The organism is Commensalibacter sp. Nvir, assembly GCF_963921845.1.
In the GTDB taxonomy this organism is placed as follows: domain Bacteria; phylum Pseudomonadota; class Alphaproteobacteria; order Acetobacterales; family Acetobacteraceae; genus Commensalibacter.
In genome coordinates this window covers 1-1,783 of sequence record NZ_CAWUGZ010000023.1, presented here as the reverse complement: position 1 = coordinate 1,783, position 1,783 = coordinate 1, and the positions used below count along the sequence as shown (strand labels likewise).

Sequence of the window (1,783 nt, the reverse complement as noted above, 5' to 3'; positions counted from 1 at the left end):
TTTATTTTCTTAAAACAATTTTATGTTATCTCGAACTCTTTTTTAGGAATAAATACCTCATTAACTTAATTAAGTTAAAAAGATTTACTGCCTTATAAATCTTATTTAGAGATTAAAATTTTACTGAATTCATGAAACATTAATGTCATTGAAGCTTTTGACCAGTTTAACGGAGTAATAGGACTTGGACTTTCCCATAATTGTCCTTTATGAGCAATAAAGTTATAACTTTCTGGTAAAGAATTACCTTGAACGGGCTGACCATCCGCGCCCTTCATGTATTCACCTGTTATTTGCGATAACGCCCGATTCATTGAACGAACGGCCAAAGCCCAGTAATAAGGATTTCTATTTTCCTTATAGACTATTAATGCTGATTTTGCATACCATGAGTCAAAGAACCATTGTGCTTCGCTTCCAGGCACAAACTGTTTTAATCTCTCTTCATAACTTTTACTATCAGTATCCGTTTTAATATTATGAAACCAAAAATTAGCAGATTGGTAGTTGTCATTAAAATAACGTCGTATTCCAATATCCCCCATTAAAGGAGCGACAATATTTAAAACTTGTTCTTTTTGCTTTATGGTTAAACGTTTCAACTGCGCTGGATAGATTAAGTTCAATAATGCAGCATCCGCTTTGCGGTAACGACTATCTACATTTTTGTAATCTGGTGATTCTCCGCCTAACGATAGCTGTTTATCGATTCGTTTATACCCAAGATCAACCAAGCGCAAAAGATTTTCTTGGCTGATAACTTGTGACATACTAAGAGCTTGAGCCTTTTTTTGCAGTGCTCTTACAAAACCTTCTTCTTTTTCATTAGGATGTTGGACCAATTTAAGCATATTTTCCAAAGCAGAAGTAACCAAAGCTATGGAAGAAGTATTTAGTCTTAACGCTTCTTCCCAAGCCCCTGAATCTTCCATCTGATAAAATTGAGCTTTATCGAAATACCCAACTAAATAAATTAGAGCTTTTAAACGATTATCTTGATTCCATTCTTGTGTATTTATCTTACCGATTTCAATATTTTGCAATACAGTATCAATGAGCAATCCTAATGCATCATTTTGTTTATGGGTCCAAGATTGAGGTTTACCATCGACCATAATATCCGCAAAATGTGAAGATTTACTATCAAAACGAATATGGGGAGCCATCATTTGTCCTTCAGCTCCTGTCAACAACGACGGATTTGCTATCACAGCTTTCATTCGTTTTAATTGTTCAGGAGTAGACAAATAATCCCACAACGTTAATAAAACTTGATGAGCGTCCTGCTGACTAGTTTCTTGATGTTGACTATCTAAAGCTAAATAAGCCCAGACACTATCCCTAAGCCATATAGCATCGTAATTTGTTTGAGAAGCGATATCCGGTGAAACAAAATTTGCTGCTTGGACAAAGGTTCCCCAAGAACGATGCACAACCGATATTTTACGGGTCTCTAATGTAGATTGGATTAATTTATTAAGAGAAGCGGTCTCATAAGTATTTTTTAACAAAGAAGAAATTTTTGCTGAGTGTATAAACAAACTGTAAGGCTTCAGACCATTTTGGCCTGAAAACATAATAACGTCTTTACAGGGAAAACGTTTTAATTCATTTACATAATTTTCATAACGGTTGTGAAACTTCATTTCATCTTGTGCTAAAACATTCGTGCTATTTAAACCTATAAAACAGATAGAAAACAAAATACAATTTAAAATTTTTGACGACCGTTGGCATTGATTGCTTTTTTTCATGTTCACCTTGCTTATTGCCTGAAATAAAC

1 protein-coding gene is annotated in these 1,783 nt (G+C 34.3%); it reads right to left on the bottom strand.

Features of this window, described 5'->3' with window-relative positions; genetic code table 11:
• Window positions 1-101: 101 nt before the first annotated feature.
• Window positions 102-1,783, bottom strand: a 1,682-nt coding sequence (locus AABE15_RS01875; RefSeq protein WP_338329585.1) for a hypothetical protein, incomplete at its 5' end; no start/stop codon positions are given.